The following is a 14155-nucleotide window of genomic DNA, read 5'->3' on the forward strand; positions in this document are numbered from 1 at the left end:
AATAAGGCCTCGGCATAAGCACATGTCGACATATCCTTTCCCGGGCATGCGGTTAAAAAATAATTTGGACGTCAAGAATTATGGACGTCCAAATGGAGTCGCCGTGAATACCGTCGCCGTACCGAACCTTCCTGCGCCAAGCCTCGATGCAGACAAGCTGGTCCGGCTGACCCGTGAACTGGAGAGCCTGACGGCGGCCCAGCTGTACTGGATTGCCGCATGGAGCGCGGCGCAGGCCGAGCAGGTGCAACGCGGCGGGACGACAGTTGTGCCGGTGGGGCAGCCGGCCGGGTGGCTGAGCATCGTCTACGGCAGCCAGACCGGCAACGCGAAGCGCATCGCCGAGCAGCTGGCCAGTCGTGCTGAAGCAGCCGGCCTGCCGGTGCGGCTGCTGCGCGCCGATGCCTATCCGCAGCGCGAGCTGGTACAGGAACGCCATCTGCTGCTGGTGATCAGCACCCAGGGCGACGGTGAGCCGCCGGACGACGCGCGCGGCCTGTTCGAGTTCATCAGCGGCAAGCGCGCGCCGAAGCTGCCGGCGCTGCAATTCGCGGTGCTGGGGCTGGGCGATTCGAGCTACCCGCAGTTCTGCACGATCGGCCGCCAGCTCGACGTTCGCCTGGCCGAGCTGGGTGGCAGCCGCCTCGCTTCCTTCGGCGAAGCGGACGTGGAGGTCGAGGCCGTCGCTGCGCCGTGGGTGGAGCAGGCGTTGGAGCAGGCGCGGGAGCGGCTGCGCCAGGCCGGCGCGCCGGTGCGGGCGACCCCGCTGCACGTGGTGCCAAGCCGCAGCGCCTGGTCGCGCGAACAACCCTTCGCCGCCACCGTGCTGGCCAACCAGCGCATCGTGGCGCGCGACAGCGCGCGCGACGTGCGCCATGTCGAGTTGTCGCTGGAAGGCTCCGGCCTGCACTACCAGCCGGGCGATGCGCTGGGCGTGTGGCCGCACAATCCGCCGGCACTGGTCGAGCAATGGCTGGAAATCCTGCAACTGGACGGCGCGCAGCCAGTGACCCACCAGCAGCGCACCTTGCCGCTGCGGCAGTGGCTGGGCCACGAGCGCGAGATCACCCGGCTGCACCGCGGCTTCATCAGTGCGCTGGCGACCGCCGGCGGCCACGACGAACTGGCCAGACTGCTGCAGCCGGAGCAGTCGGCGCAGTTCGCGGCGGTACTGGCCGACGAGCAGCCGATCGACCTGCTGCGCCGCTACCAGGCGACATGGCAAGCCGAGACGCTGCTGGCGGCGTTGCGGCCACTGGCGCCGCGGCTGTACTCGATCGCCTCCAGCACAAAGGCGGTGGGCGAGGAGGTGCACCTGACCGTGGCGGTGGTGGATTACCAGGCGCACGGCAGCGCGCACTGGGGCGCCGCCTCCTCGTTGCTCGCCGCGACCGGCGAGGACGGCAAGCTGCCGGTATTCATCGAGCCGAACGAGCGCTTCCGCCTGCCGGCCGATGGCTCGCGCGACATCATCATGATCGGGCCGGGCACCGGCGTGGCGCCGTTCCGCGCGTTCGTGCAGGAACGGCGCGAAAGCGGCGCCACGGGCCGCAACTGGCTGTTCTTCGGCAACCGCCACTTCGCCAGCGATTTCCTCTACCAGGTGGAGTGGCAGCAGGCGCTGCAGGACGGCTCGCTGCACCGGCTCGACCTGGCGTTCTCGCGGGACCACGCTTTTTCTGAAAGTCCGCACAAGGATGTGCGGGGTGTTGCGAGGGATTCGCATAAGACCTATGTCCAGGATCGCCTGCGCGAACACGGCGCCGAGCTGCATGAGTGGCTGGAGAACGGCGCACACCTCTATGTCTGCGGCGACGCGAAACACATGGCCCGCGACGTGCATGCCGCGCTGGTCGACGTGATCGTGGCCCACGGCAACCAGTCAGCCGACGAGGCGAACGCCTGGCTCGGCGATCTCCTGCAACAGGGCCGCTACGCCCGCGACGTGTACTGACATGAGCACGAAACTCTCGCACCTCGAACACATCAAGGCGGCCAGCCGCTTCCTGCGCGGCACCATCGCCGAGGGTCTGGCCGACGCGGTCACCGGCGCGATCAGCGACGACGACACCAAACTGCTGAAGTTCCACGGCAGCTACCAGCAGGATGACCGCGACCTGCGCGAGGAGCGCCGCAAGCAGAAGCTGGAACCGGCCTACTCGTTCATGCTGCGCGCACGCCTGCCCAGCGGCGTGGTGACGCCGGCGCAGTGGCTGGTGTTCGACCGCATCGCCCGCGAATACGCCAGCGGCACGCTGCGCATCACCACGCGGCAGACCTTCCAGTGGCACGGCATCATCAAGCGCAAGCTGAAGCCGACTATCGCGGCGATCCACGAGGCGCTGGCCACCACCATCGCCGCCTGCGGCGACGTGGTGCGCAACGTGGTCAGCACGGCGAACCCGGTGGAGTCGGCCGCGCATGCCGAGGCGTATGCCTGGGCCACGCGGCTCTCGACCGAACTGGCACCGAAGACGCGCGCCTATCATGAGATCTGGCTGGACGGCGAGAAGCTGCACGGTGATCCCGTGGAAGAGAGCGAGCCGCTGTACGGCGCCACCTACCTGCCTCGCAAGTTCAAGATCGGCCTGGCGATCCCGCCGCTCAATGACATCGACGTGTTTGCGCAGGATCTGGGCCTGATCGCGATCGTCGAGCAGGGCAGGCTGCGCGGCTTCAACATTGCCGTCGGCGGCGGCATGGGCGCGACCCATGGCGACGCCAGCACCTACCCGCGGCTGGCCAGCGTGATCGGTTTCGCCACGCCGGAACAGTTGTTCGCGGTGGCCGAGGCGGCGATCGGCGTGCAGCGCGACTGGGGCGACCGGGCCGAACGCAAGCACGCTAGGTTGAAGTACACGCTGGACCGGCACGGTCTGGACGCCTTCAAGGCCGAGCTGGAATCGCGCCTCGGCCACGCGCTGGCCGCGCCGCGTGCGTACCGCTTCGAGCACAACGGCGACCGCTACGGCTGGGTCGAGGGCCACGACGGCCGCTGGCATCTCACCCTGCACATCGAATCCGGCCGGCTCGCCGACGTGGGCGAGCGGCGCTGGCTCAGCGGCCTGCGCGAGCTGGCGAAGGTGCATGCCGGCGACTTCCGCCTGACCTGCAACCAGAACGTGATCGTGGCGAACGTCGCGGCGAGCGAGCGCGAGCGCATCGACGCGATCGTGCGCGAGCACGGGCTTGACGGCTACCGCAAGCAGAGCGCGATCCGCCGCCATGCGATCGCCTGCGTGGCGCTGCCCACCTGCGGCCTGGCGATGGCCGAAAGTGAGCGCTACCTGCCGGCGCTGCTGCCGAAGCTGGAGGCGTTGCTCGATCGACATGGCCTGGCCGACGCGCCGATCCTGCTGCGCTTGTCCGGCTGCCCGAACGGCTGCTCGCGGCCGTACCTGGGCGAGATCGCCCTGGTCGGTCGCGGGCCGGGGCGCTACGACCTGCGTCTGGGCGCCGACTTCAGCGGCCAGCGGCTGAACCAGGTCTATCGCGAGAACGTGGACGAAGCGGCGATCCTCGCCGCGCTCGATCCGCTGTTCGCGCGCTACGCCGCCGAACGTGCGGACGGCGAGGGCTTCGGCGATTTCCTGCTGCGTGCCGGTATCCTCGCGCCGCTGCCGTCGCGGCGCATTCCGGCGGAACTGCTCGCGTGAGTGCCGTGCTCCTCGAGCAGGCTCCGCACGAGCCGCGCGCGCTGGCCGCGTTGAACGCCATGCTGTCCCGGCTCGACGCCGAACGCCGGGTGGCGTGGGCGCTGGAAAACGTCGCCGGCGAGCACGTGCTGTCGTCCAGCTTCGGCGCGCAGTCGGCGGTGTCGCTGCACCTGGTGACGCGGCAGCGGCCGTCACTGCCGGTGGTGCTGATCGACACCGGATACCTGTTTGCCGAGACGTACCGCTTCGTCGACGAGTTGACCGAGCGACTCGGGCTGAACCTCAAGGTGTACAGCTCGCCGCTCAGTCCCGCCTGGATGGAAGCGCGCCACGGGCGGTTGTGGGAGCAGGGCGTGGCCGGGCTCGACCACTACAACCGGCTGCGCAAGGTCGAGCCGATGCAGCGTGCGCTGGCCGACCTGCACGCCGTCGGCTGGTTCGCCGGCCTGCGCCGCGGGCAGTCGCGGAGCCGGGCGGCGATCGAGTTCGCGGCGATCCGCAACGGCCGCTGGAAGTTTCATCCGCTGGCCGACTGGAGCGATCGCGACATCGGCCAGTACCTCGCGCGCCACGGCCTGCCGTACCACCCGTTGTGGCAGCAGGGCTACGTCTCGATCGGCGACAGCCACACCAGCCATCGCTGGGAGCCGGGCATGGACGCCGAGGACACCCGTTTCTTCGGGCTCAAGCGCGAATGCGGACTGCACAGCATCGCGTAGACTTTCCGCGCTGGCTCGTCGGGCCTACATCTGGCAGCTTCGTAGGGCGGGCGGTGCCCGCCGCTCTTGCCACATTTCATCGCGAGGTGCCGGAAAAGCGGCGGGCGGTGCCCGCCCTACGAAACGGTTTCAGGCGGCGTCGGGCAGCGCGGTGGGCGGACGCTCCCGCCAGTGCGGCACCGCTGGCCACTCGATGGTCGCAGCATCGGCAGCCAGCGCGCGCACCACGTCGCGGCGGTCCAGGTGCGGCGCGAACTGCGCGATGAACTCCAGCACGTATTCGCGCAGCACGCTTTCACGGCGCAGCACGATCCAGGTCGTGCACTGGGGAAACAGGTGATCGGCCGGCAGCGCACGCAGGTCGGTATCGCTTTCCAGCATCGCCATCTCGGCCAGTACGCCGATGCCCAGGCCGGTGCGCACGTAGGTCTTGATCAGGTCGGCGTCGCCGGCGGTCATCGTGATCTGCGGATGCAGGTCGACGGCCTCGAACGCACGGCGCAGCGAGGAGTCGGGCTTCAGCGAGGAGTCGTAGCTGACCAGCGGCAACGCGGCCAGCTGGTCGAGCGTGGGCGGTTTCCCGCCCGCGCCCAGCGGATGCCCCTGCGGCGCCACGATCACCCGCTGCCAGCGGTAGGCCGGCAGCGCGATGCCCGTGGCTGGGGGCGCGCCGGCGGTGCTGATCACCGCCAGGTCGACGCGGCCGGCCTCCAGCTGGGCCAGCACTTCGCTATCGCGGCCCGGCTGCAGGTGCACGCTGACCTGCGGGTAGCTGCGGCTCAGCGCGCCGATCGCGGCGGGCAGGGCGAAGCGGGCCTGGGTGTGGGTGGTGGCGATGCGCAGCTCGCCGCGCGCCTCGTTGCGCAGGTTGGCGGCGATCGCACGGATGTTGGCCGTCTCGGCGAGGATCGTGCGGGCGCGTTCCAGCACGTGCCGGCCGGCGTGGGTCACCGCGTCCAGGCTCTTGCCCTTGCGCACGAACAGCTGGAAGCCCAGTTCGTCCTCAAGCTGCTTGAGCCGCTTGCTCAGGCCGGGCTGGGTGGCATGGACGCGCTCGGCGGCCAGCGTGATGTTGAGGCCGGAGTCGGCGATGGCAACGAGGTAGCGTAACTGGGTCAGCGTCATGGCGATGGTCTCGTGGGCGGTCGGGATCGTGCGATCGGGGCGCGGACGGAACACGGATACATCGCATGGCACGGGCCGGCGTCGTGCATGGAGCCTGGGTGCAGGCGGCCGACCTGGGGTCGCGGGCGGGTTCGTGGTGGTGGGTTGGACGGATCATGATTGGACGTCTATACGGCCATTTTGCCGAATGGTCAAGTGTGGCGCGCTTCATAACGCAGCGACATATGGACACAAGCGCAGATCATTTGCCGGGACGACGGCGCTTGCGTAGCGTGGTTTTGCCCTCCCTTGCACGCCGCGGTTCCGCCCGAATGAAGCTCTATCCCCTGTTCGCCGACCTGTCCCGCCGCGCCGTGCTGGTGGTGGGCGGTGGCGCGGTGGCCGAGCGCAAGGTGGCGGCGCTGCTCGGCGCGCAGGCGCAGGTCACGGTGAACGCACCCGAGCTCACCCCGCAGCTGCAGCGCTGGGTGGCGGCAGGGCGCATCGCCCACCGCCCCGATGCGTTTCGCGAAGCCTGGCTGGAGCGGGTCTGGCTGGTGGTGGCCGCCACCTCCGACGCCGAGCTGAACCGGATGATCGCCACCTTCGCCGGGCTGCGGCGGATCTTCGTCAATGTGGTCGACGACGCCGCGCTGTCGAGTTTCCATGTGCCGGCGGTGGTGGATCGCGCGCCGCTGACCATCGCGATCTCCAGTGGCGGCGAGGCGCCGATGCTGGCGCGGCTGCTGCGCGAGCGGCTGGAAACCTTGCTCGACCATTCGCTGGGCGCGCTGGCCACGCTGGCGGCACGCCTGCGCCGGCGCATCCGACTGCGCTATCCGGAGCCGGCGGCGCGGCGCGGGTTCTACGAGGAACTGTTTGCCGGTCCGGTCGCCGCGCTGCTGCGCCAGGGTCGGCCGGACGAGGCCTGGCAGGCAGCCGGGCAGGCACTGGCGGCGCCGTCGCCTGCCCGGACCGGCTCGGTGGTGCTGGTCGGCGCCGGCCCCGGCGATCCGGGCCTGCTGACCCTGCGCGCGCTGCGTGCGCTGAATGAGGCCGACGTGATCCTGCACGACCGGCTGGTCAGCGCCGAGGTGCTGGAGCTGGCTAGGCGCGACGCCGAGCGGATCGAAGTGGGCAAGCAGGCCGGCCACCACCACACCACCCAGGACGGCATCCACGCGCTGCTGCTGCAGCACGCGCGGGCGGGGCGGCGGGTGGTGCGGCTGAAGGGCGGCGACCCGTTCGTGTTCGGCCGCGGCGGCGAGGAGCTGGAGTTCCTGCGCGCGCATGGCATCCCCTACGAAGTGGTGCCCGGCATCACCGCGGCGGTCGCCTGCGCGGCTTACGCTGGCGTGCCGCTGACCCATCGCGACCATGCGCAGTCGGTGCGTTTCGTCACCGCGCATTGCCAGTCCTCGCGCGACAGCCTGGACTGGGCCGCGCTGGCGCAGGAACGGCAGACCCTGGCCGTGTACATGGGCGTGGCCGAGCTGGCCGAGCTGCAGGCCCGGCTGGTCGCGCATGGCCGCGCGCCGTCGACGCCGTTCGCCCTGGTCGAGAACGGCTCGCGCCCGGAGCAGCGGGTGGTCACCGGCACCCTGGCCCACCTGGCCGAGCGGGCCGCGGCCCATGGGGTGCGTTCGCCGGCGTTGCTGATCCTGGGCGAAGTGGCGTCGCTGGCCACCGCGCTGGCCTGGTTCGGGGCGCCGCCGCTGGGCGCCGCGGTGCACGACATCCGCCCCGCGCGCGCGGCCGGCCCGGCCGCCACCGACGTACTGGCGGCGGTGCACCGCGCCTGACGGTAGTTTCACCCGGGCGCGAGCATGCTCTCGCGACCGCCTTTCACCTTGCCAGACGGAGCCTTCCCATGATCCACGACAGCATCCTCGACACCATCGGCAACACGCCGATCGTCAGGCTTCACCGCCTCGCCCCCAAGCACGTTGAGTTGTACGTGAAGGTGGAGGCGTTCAACCCCGCCGGTTCGGTGAAGGATCGCCTCGCCCTGGCGATCATCCTCGACGCCGAACAGCGCGGCACGCTCAAGCCCGGCCAGACCGTGATCGAGGCCACCTCGGGCAACACCGGCGTGGCGCTGGCGGCGATCTGCGCGGCGCGCGGCTACCCGTTCGTGGCGGTGATGTCCGATACGTTCTCGATCGAGCGGCGCAAGCTGATCCGCGCCTACGGCGGCAAGGTGGTGCTCACGCCCGGCGCCGCGCGTGGCACCGGCATGGTGAAGGTGGCGGAAGAGCTGGCGCGCAAGCACGGCTGGTTCCTCGCCAGCCAGTTCGAGAATCCCGCCAATCCGGCCTACCACCGGCAGACCACCGCGCCGGAGATCCTGCGCGACTTCGCCGGCCGCCGGCTGGACTACTTCGTCAGCGGCTGGGGCACCGGCGGCACGCTCACCGGCGTCGGCGAAGTGCTCAAGGTGGCGCGCCCAGAAGTGAAGGTGATCGCCACCGAGCCGACCGGCGCAGCGTTGCTGTCCGGCAAGGAATGGCAGCCGCACAAGATCCAGGGCTGGACCCCGGACTTCGTGCCGGCCGTGCTCAACCCCAAGGTGGTCGACCGCATCGTGCCGGTCGACGACGTGCTGGCCCGCGACACCTCGCGCGCGCTGGCCCATCAGGAAGGCATCTTCACCGGCATCTCCTCCGGCGCCACGTTGGCCGCTGCACTGGAGGTGGCCAAGAGCGCGCCGGAAGGCTCGGTGCTGCTGGCGATGCTGCCCGATACCGGTGAGCGCTATCTGTCGACGTTCCTGTTCGAGGGGGTGAATGAGGGGTCGGATGAGGTGGAGTGAGGGGTATCTAGCGCCTGAGTTAAGCCGAGCCGCGAAGCGGCTTCGGCTTGAATGAATAATTGTTAGGGCGCAGTGTGTGAGACTTCACGTGCTGCACCAAATTGCATTTGGTTATATTCATTGCAAGAAATTGGCACCTCTATCTCGCCAGGTACGCCATTCGCATCGAAGAACGAGAAGGTAAGTGAAGTATCGAAGGCTCCGCTGGAGTTAAACGAAAGCGATGCCTCTTGATTTCGTTGCAGTAGTGGCAGCGATACACGTGTGAAGTTGCTTACCGGTGGAGTGGCGGATACGACGAGCGCAGTGGCTGTGTTACCGACATTAGTAAGAATAACGTTGTACGTCATGCCGGATGGCCCGCCAGACGTGCCAGCGTGGTGTAGGACAAATTTTGGCAGAGCCGCGCGTCTCCGTAGCTCACGATCTTCTTGGATGGTTTTGATCTCACGCTGGAGCGCGTCAGTATTCTGAAGGTAGCCCAAGATCAACCAGAGAAACGCGACAGGGGCAAAGAAGCCAGAAAAAAACCGCCAAGTCCATTTAGATCATCCGGGTGTTTGTAGTGCTGCCAAAAATAGAAACCGGCGGCGAGCCATAGAATAGTTGCCACAACGCCAACCCAAAAACGCCACTCAAGTTTTTTCTCAGTCGCCATAGTGTTTCCCCCTGCGCCCGAACTGTGCAATCTAATCCAGAAGTATTTGGCGACGCCGGAAGCGACCGTGGCATCGTTCCCGCCCCGTAGCAAGCGCGCCTCACCCCACCACGCGCGCCTTCTTTCCGAGCGACGCCCGCGAATCCCACTCCGTAATCAACTTCTGTCCCACCCGCGCCAGCGCGCTGATCGCCGGCAGCAGTTCGCGGCCGAGTTCGGTGAGCGCGTATTCGGCGGAAGGCGGGGAGGTGTCGAGCAGGCGGCGGGAGACGAGGCCGCGCGATTCCAGTTCACGCAGGCGGGCGCTGAGTACGCGGGCGGAGATGCGCGGGATGTCGTGGCGCAGTTCGCCGAAGCGGCGGGGTTCGCCGCTCAGGTACCAGATCACGTTGGGTGCCCAGGCGCCGCGCAGCAGCGCCAGGCTTTCGGTGAGCGGGCAGGCGGGCGGTGGTATGACTTTGCTCTTGCGGACGGGGAGGCCCATGCGGGTGGCTCGGTAACCGGGGAGTTACCGCATTCTAGGACTAACCGACGGTTAGGTGGTATCCAATGGTAACCATGGTGGCGTAGCATGCGAGGGAGGGATGCGCGGCTTTGACCGGCGCGCGTCCGTTCCCCCGTCCCCATCAGGAGTCATCGCATGAAGCTCTACTACTCCCCCGGCGCCTGCTCGCTTTCCCCGCACATCGTGGCGCTCGAGGCTGGTATTCCGCTGCAACTGGAGAAGGTCGACGGCAAGGCCAAGCGCACCGAGCACGGTGCGGATTTCTGGCAGATCAATCCCAAGGGCTACGTGCCGGTGCTGGTGCTGGACAGCGGCGAAGTGCTGACCGAAGGCCCGGCGATCGTGCAGTACCTGGCCGACCAGAAGCCGGCGAGCGGCCTGGCGCCCGCCAACGGCACGCTGCCGCGCTACCACCTGCAGGAGATGCTGGGCTACATCAATTCGGAGATCCACAAGAGCTACAGCCCGCTGTTCAAGCCTGATACGCCCGAGGCCACCCGTGCCGAGCGCAAGGAGTACCTGGCGAAGCGTTACCAGTTCATCGAGGGCGTACTGGCCAAGCAGCCGTTCCTGCTGGGCGACAAGTTCACCGCGGCCGACGCCTACCTGTTCACCGTGACCAACTGGGCCAAGCACGTGGAGCTGGACCTGTCCGCATTTCCGTCACTGCTGGCGTTCCAGAAGCGTGTGGCTGCGCGCCCCGCGGTGCAGGCGGCGTTGGAGGCGGAAGGGTTGGTGAAGAAGGCTCTCGCCTGATACACATCGGGCTGCGCGTGTGATGCGCGGCCCGGAACGACACCCCCCCTCCCCTGCGCGCAGGGGAGGGGAAGGCCGGCTTCATGCAGGTCAGATGTCTTTCGCCAGCCCTTCGGCCAAGCCGATGTAGCCACCCGGCGTCAGCTCCAGCAACCGCTGCTTCGCTTCCGCCGGCAGGTCGAGGCCGGCGATGAATTCGCGCATCGACTCCTTCGTGATGCCGTGGCCGCGGGTCAGCGCCTTGAGCTGTTCGTAGGGTTGCGGCAGGCCGTAGCGGCGCATCACGGTCTGCACGGCTTCGGCCAGTACTTCCCAGCTGGCGTCGAGGTCGGCGGCGATGCGGTCGGCGTTGACGTTGAGTTTGCCCAGGCCTTTCTTCAGTGACTCCAGCGCGACCAGGCCGTGGCCGAACGCGGTGCCGAGCGCGCGCAGCACGGTGGAGTCGGTGAGGTCGCGCTGCCAGCGGCTGATCGGCAGCTTCTCGGCGAAATGGCCGAGCAGGGCGTTGGCGAGGCCGAAATTGCCCTCGGCGTTCTCGAAGTCGATCGGGTTGACCTTGTGCGGCATGGTGGAGGAACCCACCTCACCGGCCTTCAGCGTCTGCTTGAAGTAGCCCAGCGAGATGTAGCCCCAGATGTCGCGGGCCAGGTCGATCAGGATGGTGTTGGCGCGGCGCACCGCGTCGCAGTATTCGGCCACGTTGTCGTGCGGCTCGATCTGGGTGGTGTAGGCGTTGTAGTCGAGGCCGAGGCTTTCCACGAAGCGCTGCGAGAACGCGCGCCAGTCGAGCTCCGGGTAGGTAATGACGTGGGCGTTGTAGTTGCCCACTGCGCCGTTGATCTTGCCGGAAATCTCCACGGCGGCGAGCTGCCTGTGCTGGCGCTCCAGCCGCGCCACCACGTTGGCGATTTCCTTGCCCAGCGTGCTGGGCGAGGCGGTCTGGCCGTGCGTGCGCGAGAGCAGCGGCAGCGCGGCGTTCGCGTGCGCGATCTCGCGCAGCCTGGCGATCACCGCGTCCAGCTGCGGCAGCAGCACCTGGCTGCGCGCGTCGCGCAACATCAGCGCGTAGGACAGGTTGTTGATGTCCTCGCTGGTGCAGGCGAAGTGCACGAACTCCTTAGCTTGCGCCAGGCCGGCATCGGCGCCGATCTTCTCCTTGATGAAGTACTCCACCGCCTTGACGTCGTGGTTGGTGGTGGCCTCGATCGCCTTGATCCGCTCGCCGTCGGCTTCGCTGAAGTCATCCGCGATGGCTTGCAGGGTGGCGACCTGGGCGGCGTCGAACGGCGGCAGCTCGGCGATCTTCGGCTCGGCTGCCAGCGCCAGCAGCCAGGCGATTTCCACCTGCACGCGGCGATGCATCAGGCCGAACTCGCTGAAGATCGGGCGCAGCGCTTCGACCTTGCTGGCGTAGCGGCTGTCCAGCGGCGACAAGGCGGTCAGGGCGTGGTTGGACATCGGGGCGTTCCGGCAAGGGGAAACAGGCATTTTACATTGACAGCGGCGCGATGCCTTGCGGCCTATAGTTGGCGGGTTTCCCACCCCCTTGCAAGGACAGAACCATGAGCGGCTTCCGCATCGAACACGACAGCATGGGCGAGCTGAAGGTCCCCGCCGACGCGCTGTACGGCGCGCAGACCCAGCGCGCGATCGACAACTTCCCGATCTCCGGCCTGCACCTGCCGCGCCCGTTCATCCGCGCGCTGGGGCTGATCAAGGCCGCGGCCGCCGAGGTCAACCTGGCGATGGGACATCTCAAAAAGAACCAGGCCGCGGCGATCCGCAAGGCGGCGCTGGCGGTGGCCGATGGCCAGCATGACGCGCAGTTCCCGATCGACATCTTCCAGACCGGCTCGGGTACCAGCACCAACATGAATGCGAACGAGGTGATCGCGCACCTGGCGGTGGCGGCGGGCGCCAAGGTGCATCCGAACGACCACGTCAACTACGGGCAGAGCTCGAACGACGTGATCCCCACGGCGATCCACGTTAGCGCCACGCTCACCGCCAGCGAGCAGTTGCTGCCGGCGCTGAAGCACCTGAAGCAAACCATCGACAGGCGCGCGCGTGAATTGCGCAACACGCCGAAAACCGGCCGTACCCACCTGATGGACGCGATGCCGATCACCTTCGGCCAGGAATTGTCTGGCTGGTCGGCGCAGATCGGTTCCGCCATCGAGCGCATCGGGGATGCGCTGAAACGCATGCGCCGGCTGCCGCAGGGTGGCACCGCGGTGGGCACTGGCATCAATGCCGATCCGAAGTTCGGCCCGGCGATGGCCGCCCAGCTGAAGAAGCTGACCGGGGTGAAGTTCGAGTCGGCGCAAAACTACTTCGAGGGCATGGCCGCGCAGGACGCCGCGGTGGAGCTGTCTGGACAACTGAAGACGCTGGCGGTGGCACTGATGAAGATCGCCAACGACCTGCGCTGGATGAATTCAGGCCCGCTGGCCGGCCTGGGCGAGATCGAGCTGCCGGCACTGCAGCCGGGTTCGTCGATCATGCCGGGCAAGGTCAATCCGGTGATTCCCGAGGCCACCGCGATGGTCGCCGCGCAGGTGATCGGCAACGACGCTTCCATCACCATCGCCGGCCAGTCCGGCAACTTCCAGCTCAACGTGATGTTGCCGCTGATCGCGCACAACCTGCTGCAGTCGATCGGGATCCTGGCCAACGTCAGCATGCTGCTGGCCGACAAATCCATCGCCGGCTTCAAGGTCAACAAGGCGCGGGTGAACCAAGCACTGGCGATGAACCCGATCCTGGTCACCGCGCTGAACCCGGTGATCGGCTACGAGAAGGGCGCAGCCACCGCCAAGCTGGCGTACAAGCAGCACCGGCCGATCATGGAGGTGGCGCTGGAAACCACCGGGCTGTCTAAGGACGAACTGAGGAAACTGCTCGATCCGATGACGCTCACCAAGGGCGGCATCCACGGGTAATGCCCCGCTGACTGCTGTCATTCCGGGATATCACTGGCTTTTCTGACGATGAATCCGGAATCCATTTGTTGTGGGGAAGCCGAAAATGGATTCCGGATTGCCGCATCGTAGGGCCCATGTGGCCCTTCAGAGTGGTGGAGATGAGAGGTGTCGGCTACCTGGCGATCGCGGCGGCCTGCGCTGACTGTGCACCACGAACCATCAGCAGGATGCCAGTCACGATTTCGGCGATGAAGATCGGTACCCAGCCGACTTGCAAAGCGTCTCCCCACGCTGGCATCACCAGGCTGGTTACCGCTACCACGAAGGTGAGCGCCGACGCGAACATGCCGAATGCGGAGAGCACTCGCGGCAAATAAGGCGTGCGCAGGAACAGCCGATAGAACAGCGTCGAGCCGAAGCTGAAGAACACGATCCCGATGTTGAATGATGCGAAGTCGGCGGCTTGGGCCAGGTCCACCAGCGCTTTCATCTGCGTGGCGCCCAGGGATTGCGCAAATTCCGGCTCCGTCCGCAGCGCAAGCGCGGCGAATGCGACGATCGCGGTCAACCCGCCGAAGGCCTCGCCCAGCCGGAAATACAGGGCCAGCCGCGCGATGTGTTCGTCCACGGACTTGAGTACCACGTACAGCGAATACGCCAGCAATACCGTGAACACCGATGCCAGGAATTGCAGCACGAGCGCGGCGCGATAGAGCGGCAGTTCCGCAACGATACGCACGGTGCGCTCGGCGAAAGTCCCGCTGCCGGTGACATGGCCGATCAGCAACTGACCACCCATGAACAAGACGATGAGCAGCAGGTAGACGAAGCCGGCGATGCGCGCGTAGCGCATTTGCGCAGCACTTTCCGTAACGGTGGACATGCGTTGACTCCCTGGTCGTGGATGGCTGTGCGGAAAGATGCCGGCGGATGCTTTCGCGCAGCGTTCTGGATGTATCCAGTGGCTGGATGGCGGAGCGTCGGTTTGGGTTGCCTGAAGGTTCGTGAACCGGCACGGCGC

General features: G+C 67.4%; 12 protein-coding genes. 7 read left to right on the plus strand and 5 right to left on the minus strand.

Annotation, left to right across the window (positions count from 1 at the left end; translation table 11 throughout):
* The first annotated feature begins 103 nt into the window (after positions 1-103).
* From IMW82_RS01920 to IMW82_RS01930, 3 genes are read left to right on the plus strand one after another with little or no spacing between them, the layout of a single operon-like run.
* Positions 104-1954: an assimilatory sulfite reductase (NADPH) flavoprotein subunit gene (locus IMW82_RS01920; RefSeq protein ID WP_211003732.1), complete on the plus strand. Its 1851-nt coding sequence runs from the start codon at positions 104-106 to the stop codon at positions 1952-1954.
* Between the two features lies 1 nt (position 1955).
* Positions 1956-3656, plus strand: a complete 1701-nt coding sequence (cysI, locus tag IMW82_RS01925; RefSeq protein WP_108471322.1) for an assimilatory sulfite reductase (NADPH) hemoprotein subunit — start codon at positions 1956-1958, stop codon at positions 3654-3656.
* Positions 3653-4375: a phosphoadenylyl-sulfate reductase gene (locus IMW82_RS01930; protein WP_108471321.1), complete on the plus strand. Its 723-nt coding sequence runs from the start codon at positions 3653-3655 to the stop codon at positions 4373-4375. The genes cysI and IMW82_RS01930 overlap by 4 nt, the downstream gene beginning before the upstream one ends.
* A gap of 129 nt (positions 4376-4504) precedes the next feature.
* Here IMW82_RS01930 and IMW82_RS01935 read toward each other — a convergent pair whose 3' ends face one another.
* Entirely contained in the window at positions 4505-5500 is a 996-nt protein-coding gene (locus IMW82_RS01935; RefSeq protein WP_108471320.1) for a LysR substrate-binding domain-containing protein, read from the minus strand.
* Between the two features lie 311 nt (positions 5501-5811).
* Between IMW82_RS01935 and cysG the strand changes: the two genes are divergently transcribed.
* Complete coding sequence (gene cysG, locus IMW82_RS01940; RefSeq protein ID WP_211003733.1) at positions 5812-7281, plus strand: siroheme synthase CysG; 1470 nt, start codon at positions 5812-5814, stop codon at positions 7279-7281.
* 68 nt (positions 7282-7349) lie between these two features.
* Complete coding sequence (gene cysK / locus IMW82_RS01945; RefSeq protein ID WP_211003734.1) at positions 7350-8291, plus strand: cysteine synthase A; 942 nt, start codon at positions 7350-7352, stop codon at positions 8289-8291.
* 487 nt (positions 8292-8778) lie between these two features.
* Here the strand turns inward: cysK and IMW82_RS01950 are convergent, their stop codons facing one another.
* Both IMW82_RS01950 and IMW82_RS01955 read right to left on the minus strand, forming a co-directional pair.
* Entirely contained in the window at positions 8779-8949 is a 171-nt protein-coding gene (locus IMW82_RS01950) for a hypothetical protein (RefSeq protein ID WP_211003735.1), read from the minus strand.
* A gap of 100 nt (positions 8950-9049) precedes the next feature.
* Entirely contained in the window at positions 9050-9433 is a 384-nt protein-coding gene (locus IMW82_RS01955) for a helix-turn-helix domain-containing protein (RefSeq protein WP_211003736.1), read from the minus strand.
* Positions 9434-9589: 156 nt separating this feature from the next.
* Between IMW82_RS01955 and gstA the strand changes: the two genes are divergently transcribed.
* Complete coding sequence (gene gstA / locus IMW82_RS01960; protein WP_211003737.1) at positions 9590-10210, plus strand: glutathione transferase GstA; 621 nt, start codon at positions 9590-9592, stop codon at positions 10208-10210.
* A gap of 90 nt (positions 10211-10300) precedes the next feature.
* Here the strand turns inward: gstA and purB are convergent, their stop codons facing one another.
* Positions 10301-11668: an adenylosuccinate lyase gene (gene purB, locus IMW82_RS01965; protein WP_211003738.1), complete on the minus strand. Its 1368-nt coding sequence runs from the start codon at positions 11666-11668 to the stop codon at positions 10301-10303.
* Positions 11669-11772: 104 nt separating this feature from the next.
* On the opposite strand from purB, the gene IMW82_RS01970 reads away from it, so the two are divergent.
* Positions 11773-13152, plus strand: a complete 1380-nt coding sequence (locus tag IMW82_RS01970; RefSeq protein ID WP_211003739.1) for a class II fumarate hydratase — start codon at positions 11773-11775, stop codon at positions 13150-13152.
* Positions 13153-13306: 154 nt separating this feature from the next.
* On the opposite strand, the gene IMW82_RS01975 is transcribed toward IMW82_RS01970, so the two are convergent.
* Positions 13307-14017 (minus strand): DUF4386 domain-containing protein, encoded by a 711-nt coding sequence (locus tag IMW82_RS01975; RefSeq protein WP_211003740.1) that lies wholly within the window; start codon positions 14015-14017, stop codon positions 13307-13309.
* Positions 14018-14155: the final 138 nt, after the last annotated feature.

The organism is Rhodanobacter sp. B2A1Ga4 (genome assembly GCF_018101315.1).
Taxonomy (GTDB): Bacteria; Pseudomonadota; Gammaproteobacteria; order Xanthomonadales; family Rhodanobacteraceae; genus Rhodanobacter; species Rhodanobacter thiooxydans_A.

Excerpts from the sequence above, each read along its gene's own strand:
- cysI (WP_108471322.1), top strand. The coding sequence starts at position 1,956 with ATGAGCACGAAACTCTCGCACCTCGAACACATCAAGGCGGCCAGCCGC.
- IMW82_RS01935 (WP_108471320.1), bottom strand. The coding sequence starts at position 5,500 with ATGACGCTGACCCAGTTACGCTACCTCGTTGCCATCGCCGACTCCGGC.
- cysG (WP_211003733.1), top strand. The coding sequence starts at position 5,812 with ATGAAGCTCTATCCCCTGTTCGCCGACCTGTCCCGCCGCGCCGTGCTG.
- cysK (WP_211003734.1), top strand. The coding sequence starts at position 7,350 with ATGATCCACGACAGCATCCTCGACACCATCGGCAACACGCCGATCGTC.
- IMW82_RS01950 (WP_211003735.1), bottom strand. The coding sequence starts at position 8,949 with ATGGCGACTGAGAAAAAACTTGAGTGGCGTTTTTGGGTTGGCGTTGTG.
- IMW82_RS01955 (WP_211003736.1), bottom strand. The coding sequence starts at position 9,433 with ATGGGCCTCCCCGTCCGCAAGAGCAAAGTCATACCACCGCCCGCCTGC.
- gstA (WP_211003737.1), top strand. The coding sequence starts at position 9,590 with ATGAAGCTCTACTACTCCCCCGGCGCCTGCTCGCTTTCCCCGCACATC.
- purB (WP_211003738.1), bottom strand. The coding sequence starts at position 11,668 with ATGTCCAACCACGCCCTGACCGCCTTGTCGCCGCTGGACAGCCGCTAC.
- IMW82_RS01970 (WP_211003739.1), top strand. The coding sequence starts at position 11,773 with ATGAGCGGCTTCCGCATCGAACACGACAGCATGGGCGAGCTGAAGGTC.
- IMW82_RS01975 (WP_211003740.1), bottom strand. The coding sequence starts at position 14,017 with ATGTCCACCGTTACGGAAAGTGCTGCGCAAATGCGCTACGCGCGCATC.